The following is a 6538-nucleotide window of genomic DNA, read 5'->3' as shown; positions in this document are numbered from 1 at the left end:
CCCTCCTACTCGATTTATATTTCGGGCTTACAATATACAAAGTGACTTCCTCCTTAGGATTTTTGTGGTTTAGTCACTTCAAAAATTCTACAAATTAGGGGTGAAGTCCTTGTTTATGTCTTTGAAAGCCTTAAGGCTCTTGAATTAAAAAATCTGCAAAATGCTCGTATATAAAAATACCTGTAGGTTGAACACTCTTTTTTTTCGAGTGTCCTACCTACAGGTACCATTTTAGTTGCCCAGCTTTCTTTACTAGTCCATTAAATAGTAAACAAAGTTCATAAAAGGCTTTAAAATGGCGTCTGGAAGAACAGGAGAAACTAAAATAAGTTATTGTAAAGTAATTAGAACTGTGATTTTATCTTAAAAATCTTCTTGAAGCTTCATAAAAAGAAGCAGGCCGCTAGAATCCACGGCAACTATTTATTCCCATAAACCGTCTTCGCCTTTAAGGCCATTCCTTACTTATCCCTTATGGAGAAATTATTTACAGAATATTTTCAATTGTAATTACACTGTAATTTTGTATATTATTTATTTATAGAGTTTAACTACTACTTTCAAAATAAAAGTTTACGGTGAACGAACATGCAGGAGAGGTCATGACAAGAACCGCAAAAATAACCATAACAAAAAAATATTTGCACATTTTTTCCGCTGTTTTTCTCATTCCGTCTTTTGTAATCTATCAAGTTATTGTCGGCTATGCCCATAAAGTTTTGGAAGCCGATATTATTCACCGAAATAAAATAAGTGCAGAAGCTCTTGTCAACCGATTGAACAATGAAATCAACAACGTTGTCCTCCAGCTTCAGCTGATTGCAGACACAAAAAACCAAAAAACCATGTTTGATCGGGCGAAACAAGCTATTTCTCAGAGCTCCATGATTCACTCTATCTACCTACTTGATGCCAATAAAAGAGTACAATTTGAAGCTCCTTTTAACGAGAAAGGAAGCAGGCAGATCTATCAATATCCACAGTTCGAACAAATGCGCTGGACCTATACATATGCCGTTTCCGGGCTAATCCAAAATTATCGGAAAGAAGATGCGGTTACCGTAGCCATACCGCTTTATACGACAAGCCGCGCATTCCAAGGAGTCCTTATAGGCGAACTGAGCCGGGACTACCTGTCAGATGTTCTTAAAAGTATAAGCGACACACAAGGCGGTTTTTCCTCTTTACTGGATGAAGGGGGTCGTGTGATTGCCTCCACTGACAGGAAGGAATGGGGCAAGAAGATGGACACAGATCCTGTGCAAAGTCAGCTTGCGCTCGATGCCGAAGGGACATTGGAGGGCACCTATCACGGACAAGCCAGTATCGTTGCTTACCAGACCATGTGGAGTAATTGGGGTCTTACCCTTGGTGTGCCAGAGAAGATTGCTTTTCAACCCATTACCAAACTTTCACTTGCGTTAAAAGCAGGTTTTGCTGCTGTTTTCTTGTTTTCCATCTGTTTCATTGTCTTTGGCTTACGGAATTTGATTTACCCAATTGTACTGCTTACCCAATGGGCTAAAAACTTTCAAAAAGGGGACACTCTCAAGCAACAGCCTATCAAAAGACGCCAAGATGAACTGGGCATTCTCTACACTACTATGAATCAAATGGGCGAGGGGCTTAAGAAGAACGAGCGATTCCTGCACGATGTCATCGAATCCATTCCTTACGCGCTGATTACAGTCGATCCTAAAGGGACCATTACCCATATAAACGGAAATTTTGCTAAATTATGCGGGATGAATGCTCACCAATTAAAAGATAGAAAATTGGTATCGCTTCCAATTGAACTGCCGCTGTACCCAGCAGGTGAAAAAGAATTTCAGCTTATCGATGCAAAGGGGAGACGGCGCATTATTAAATTGGTGACATCTCCGTTTGAAGATGGCATGATTGCTGTTCTTCAGGATATCTCGCAATTGAAGGTGTGGGAGACCCATTTGCAGCAAAGTGAAAAACTTGCGACCATTGGCCAAATAACCACAGGTATCGCCCATGAACTGAAAAATCCGCTTGCCGTACTTGCCAGCAGCATAGAACTGCTTAAGGAAGAATTCTGCGAAGGAGCAGGCCCGGACATTATTGCCTCATTTATCGACGACATTGATGAGGAGGTTCGCCGGATGAGCGGGATTGTCATCGATTTCCTAAGTTTTGCCCGCACGAAAAATGACGATGAAACATGGGTGAATATCGATCAGCTGCTTGATCGGGTGATTCATTTAATGAGGATCAAGTTCAATGAGGCGGGGGTAGAGGTGGCGCGTGACTATCCTCCGTTAGTTCCAGGGATTCTTGCGAAGCCAAACAAACTTATGCAGGTTTTCTTAAACCTTTTTCTTAACAGTATGGAAGCAATGCCAAACGGTGGGGCCGTCCGGATTAAGATCCGTGAGGAGGAAAATGACACTTTGAGCGTCACTGTAAGTGACACAGGAGTAGGCATTTCTGAGCAGGACCTTGAATGGCTGTTTAACCCCTTCTATTCCACGAAAGAACAGGGCTCAGGCTTAGGCTTGACCATCGCAAGGGATATTATGATCGAACATGGGGGATCAATTAAAATCCAGAGCAACTCAGAAAAAGAACAAGGGACTACGATTCAATGTATTTTTCCAATAAGTACTGGGAGGGAGACGGACAACAGTGAATACGACAAAGTGGGGAGAACAAATGGCTGATCGAACAGTTGTGCTTGTCGTGGACGATGAAATCAAGCTGTGCCGAAATATTGCTTATAAACTTAAAAAGGAAGGTTTTTCTGCGCTCGAGGCGCATCAAGGAAAAACCGCAATCGACATTGTGAAAAGGACAAAAGTCGATGTGGTGATTCTTGACTTTATGCTCACGGATATAACGGGGCTTGAGGTACTCCGCCAAATCAAACAGATTTCTCCCGAAACCGTAGTCTATATGCTGACCGCTCACGGGAACATTGAAAATGCAGTGGCAGCCATGAAGCTTGGAGCGGAGGACTTTTTTAACAAACCGATTGAACTTCAAGTTCTAACAGAGGTAGTTAAAAGGCTTTCCTTAAATCCTGTCCAATCTGGTAAAGAAGATTTGATTTGGCAAAGCAAAAAAATGAGACAGGTGCTTCAATGGCTGGAACCGGTTACGGAAACTGATGCAAGCGTGCTGTTACTGGGGGAAAGCGGTGTCGGCAAAACTGCGATGGCCAAATGGATTCATCGCCGCAGCGAGCGGGCAGCCGGACCATTTATCGCCATCAATTGTGCGGCTATTCCGGAGAACTTGTTGGAAAGTGAACTGTTTGGCGTGCAGAAAGGGGCGTTTACTGGTGCGCTTGAATCCCGCGCTGGCAAATTTGAAGCGGCACATGAAGGGACCATTTTCCTGGATGAAATTGGTGAAATTTCCCTGCCGATGCAAGCGAAACTATTGCATGTGATCGAAGAGAAAAAGCTGATGCGCCTTGGGAGCCATATAGAAAAAAACGTTGATATCCGCATTCTGTCTGCAACAAATAAACCGCTGCGCAAGCTTGTCCAAGAGGGGAAGTTCCGCAATGATCTTTATTATCGGCTGAATGTTGTGGAAATCGAGATTCCCCCGCTCCGCGAACGGAAGGAGGACATTCCTTTCCTGCTCGAACAGCAGGTTCAGCGCTTAAATCAAAAATATAAAAAGACCCTTTCCTTTTCACCTGAAGCAGTACAAGTGCTCTGTGAATATGCCTGGCCGGGCAATATCCGTGAATTCCTAAATGTTACGGAACGGACTCATATTTTGAAACGGGCAGGAAGCATTGAGCCGGCAGAACTGGCATTTGATGAAACAATCAAAAAAGAGATGACTCAAAAAAGTTCCACTTATCCGAATATAAATTTAAAAGAGGCCTTAGATAATGTGGAGGGGCAGTTGATTGAAAAAGCCCTTCAAGAAAGTGGCGGCAATCAAACGAAAGCTGCCGACTTGCTTGGCATTTCCCGCAATGCGCTTATTTACAAAATGAAAAAGATGAGAAAAGCATGAAGATTGTACGCTTTTGCTTTATCACCATGGTGTTTTGTCTTTTAGGTGCATGCAATCCTTTGGGCAGGGCTTCCGATATTCCTGCCCCCAAACCTCGGCTCGTTCAAAAAGGGGAAATCACCATTGGCGCAAAGTCGATGACCGAACAGTATCTTTTGATGAAAATAACCTCTTTAGTGTTGCAGGCACACGGGTATCATGTTAATGAAACTGTCTTTTTGGACAGCCCTGCAATCCGTTCTGCCATAGAGCATGGCGTTATTGACTTATATTGGGAATATACTTCCACGGCGCTAATCAACTACCAAAAAAAGCCCCCGATATTTAATTCGCAGAAGGCATATCAAGCGGTGGCAGAAGCAGATGGGAAAAAGGGGATCATCTGGCTGCCAAGGAGTCAGCTGAACAGTAGTTGGGCGGTCCTCATGAGCGGGAATTTGGCGAAAAAGCTCCATATCCAAACCATTAGCGACCTTGCCAACTATATTCGTCGAGATAATAGTTCTTTAAGAATCGCAACAAATGAGGAATACCTGGTCCGCGACGATGGATTTAAACAGCTGGAGCAAGTGTATCGGTTTTCCGTTCCAAACGATAAAATTATAGCTGTTTATACCAGCCTGTTACCGCAAGCGGTACAAGAAGGACGGGTGGAAGTGGCGGTCGGTATGGAGGATGATGCCCGGGTTACATCCGACCATCTAGTCATCCTTAAGGATGACCGCCATGTTTTCCCCCCTTATGATGCGGCGCCCGTCATTTTGAGACGAACCTTGACGACAAAAACTGAACTGAGGAAAATTCTCGCTCAAATCTCAAATGTTCTAACGAATCAAAATATGCTAGAACTTTTGTACAAGGTGGACATCCAACACCGGGACATTACCCAGACAGCCTGGACCTTTGTAACAGAGCACCATCTTTTGCAGGATTAGCCCTGTCAGGTGCTATCCCAAATTTATTATCCCTTGCCATTTTTAGAGAATTTGTTAGAGAAACAGGACTTAGCGCCCTGTTTTTTTTATTGCAAAAAGTAAGCGGCTGCACAAAAATTCAACAACAAGACTGTTGATTTTTTGTGCAATTCATTTAGGAATTTTTTCGAAAATGGTTCAATTTATTGAGGAAATCGTGTCATTGCCGTGGATATGAAAGGTTGGCACGGAACTTGCATCAATAAAGGTACAAACAAAGAGAGGTGAGTGTATGAGAAAGACATCAAAAAAAGTATGTTTGAGAAGACGGGTGAGGGAACATGAAATATTTGTTTACCAATTTTGACAGCGTTTTGCAACTTTTTTTGCAGCATTTATCCATGACGGCTATTTCATTGGGCATAGCGTTGGTAATTGCGATTCCACTCGGTATTCTTGTCAGCAAGTTTCAGCGATTGTATTTACCAGTGACGGGTTTTTTCGGCATCCTTTATACCATTCCGAGTCTAGCGTTGTTCGCATTTTTGATACCGCTTACAGGGTTGGATGTACAAACGGCCATTGTAGGGCTGGTTGCATACTCGCAAATGATTTTGATTCGCAATGTCGTCGCAGCCATCAAGGGCATTGATCCGATGATGTTGGAAGCGGCCAAAGGGATGGGGATGAATAGAGGGCAAATCCTCTTGGAAATTGAGATGCCATTAGCTGTCCCTGTCATCATCGCCGGCATTCGTGTGGCGGCTGTTTCAACGATCAGTATTGGTTCGGTGGCGGCTTGGATTGGTGCCGGCGGGCTTGGTACTTTAATTTTCGATGGATTATATCGTTCCTACCCTGACAAAATTATAGCTGGTACAGTCAGTATTGCTGTCTTGGCAATTCTTGCAGATCTGTTATTCCGCGGAATTGAATGGCTGTTCCGTCCGAAATTGGCATAAGAAAGGGGGATGGTATACATGATCAGTGAAATTCAAAACTATTTTTCTACTAATTCTTCTACTTTCTACTCAAATCTTATTCAGCATATGGAGTTGAGTTTAGCTTCCATTCTCGTAGCGATGATTATCTGTATCCCGCTAGGTGTTTATATTTCTAAGACAGCCCAAATAGCGGAACCCGTAATTAATCTTGTTAACGTGACACGTGTTATCCCGAGCCTTGCGATACTGGCCTTAGCCATGCCAATCCTCGGTGTTGGGTTTAAACCAGCTTTGCTGGCCTTGACAGTTCTGGCTTGTCCGCCGATTTTAATTAATACCTATGTGGCCTTCAAAGAAATTGATCCCTCAATCCGGGAAGCAGCTTACGGTATGGGAATGAGCCGGTTTCAAACGATTGTGAAGGTCGAATTTCCTTTGGCACTGCCGGTCATGCTAGCCGGCATTCGAACCGCTTCCGTCGAAGTAATTGCAAGTGCCACTTTGGCCGTCCTGATTGGCGGGGGAGGATTAGGAAATTACATTATGAACGGGATCGCCATGTTTGACACGGGGCTTTTAATGATTGGCGCAGTTCCCGTGGCATTGTTGGCTGTCCTTAGTGAATCATTGTTTGGCTTGGTATTAAAAAGAGTAACTATTTATCTACGTTGGTAGTGT

The 6538-nt window shown here is 43.5% G+C and carries 5 protein-coding genes; all 5 read left to right on the top strand.

All coding sequences use genetic code 11. The annotated features are described in order from the left end of the window. Positions 1–602: 602 nt before the first annotated feature. Positions 603–2687: a PAS domain-containing sensor histidine kinase gene (locus BFU02S_RS14155; RefSeq protein WP_066371922.1), complete on the top strand. Its 2085-nt coding sequence runs from the start codon at positions 603–605 to the stop codon at positions 2685–2687. Then, complete coding sequence (locus BFU02S_RS14150) at positions 2653–4002, top strand: sigma-54-dependent transcriptional regulator (protein WP_157075952.1); 1350 nt, start codon at positions 2653–2655, stop codon at positions 4000–4002. The genes BFU02S_RS14155 and BFU02S_RS14150 overlap by 35 nt, the downstream gene beginning before the upstream one ends. Continuing rightward, positions 3999–4937: an ABC transporter substrate-binding protein gene (locus BFU02S_RS14145; protein ID WP_066371917.1), complete on the top strand. Its 939-nt coding sequence runs from the start codon at positions 3999–4001 to the stop codon at positions 4935–4937. Before BFU02S_RS14150 ends, BFU02S_RS14145 begins: the two co-directional genes overlap by 4 nt. 320 nt (positions 4938–5257) lie before the next feature. After that, a complete protein-coding gene (locus BFU02S_RS14140; RefSeq protein WP_066371914.1) occupies positions 5258–5878 on the top strand; it encodes an ABC transporter permease in 621 nt (206 codons plus the stop codon). An 18-nt stretch (positions 5879–5896) separates the two neighbouring features. Continuing rightward, complete coding sequence (locus BFU02S_RS14135; RefSeq protein ID WP_066371909.1) at positions 5897–6535, top strand: ABC transporter permease; 639 nt, start codon at positions 5897–5899, stop codon at positions 6533–6535. The last annotated feature ends 3 nt before the right edge of the window (positions 6536–6538 follow it).

Source organism: Neobacillus fumarioli NBRC 102428 (genome assembly GCF_001591485.1).
Classification (GTDB): domain Bacteria; phylum Bacillota; class Bacilli; order Bacillales; family Cytobacillaceae; genus Neobacillus; species Neobacillus fumarioli.
Note: the sequence above shows the minus strand (reverse complement) of the source record. Positions and strands in the feature narration are given on the sequence as shown.

Bases quoted from the DNA above. Each gene is read 5' to 3' on its own strand.
- BFU02S_RS14155 (WP_066371922.1), top strand. From the start codon at position 603: ATGACAAGAACCGCAAAAATAACCATAACAAAAAAATATTTGCACATT.
- BFU02S_RS14145 (WP_066371917.1), top strand. From the start codon at position 3,999: ATGAAGATTGTACGCTTTTGCTTTATCACCATGGTGTTTTGTCTTTTA.
- BFU02S_RS14140 (WP_066371914.1), top strand. From the start codon at position 5,258: ATGAAATATTTGTTTACCAATTTTGACAGCGTTTTGCAACTTTTTTTG.
- BFU02S_RS14135 (WP_066371909.1), top strand. From the start codon at position 5,897: ATGATCAGTGAAATTCAAAACTATTTTTCTACTAATTCTTCTACTTTC.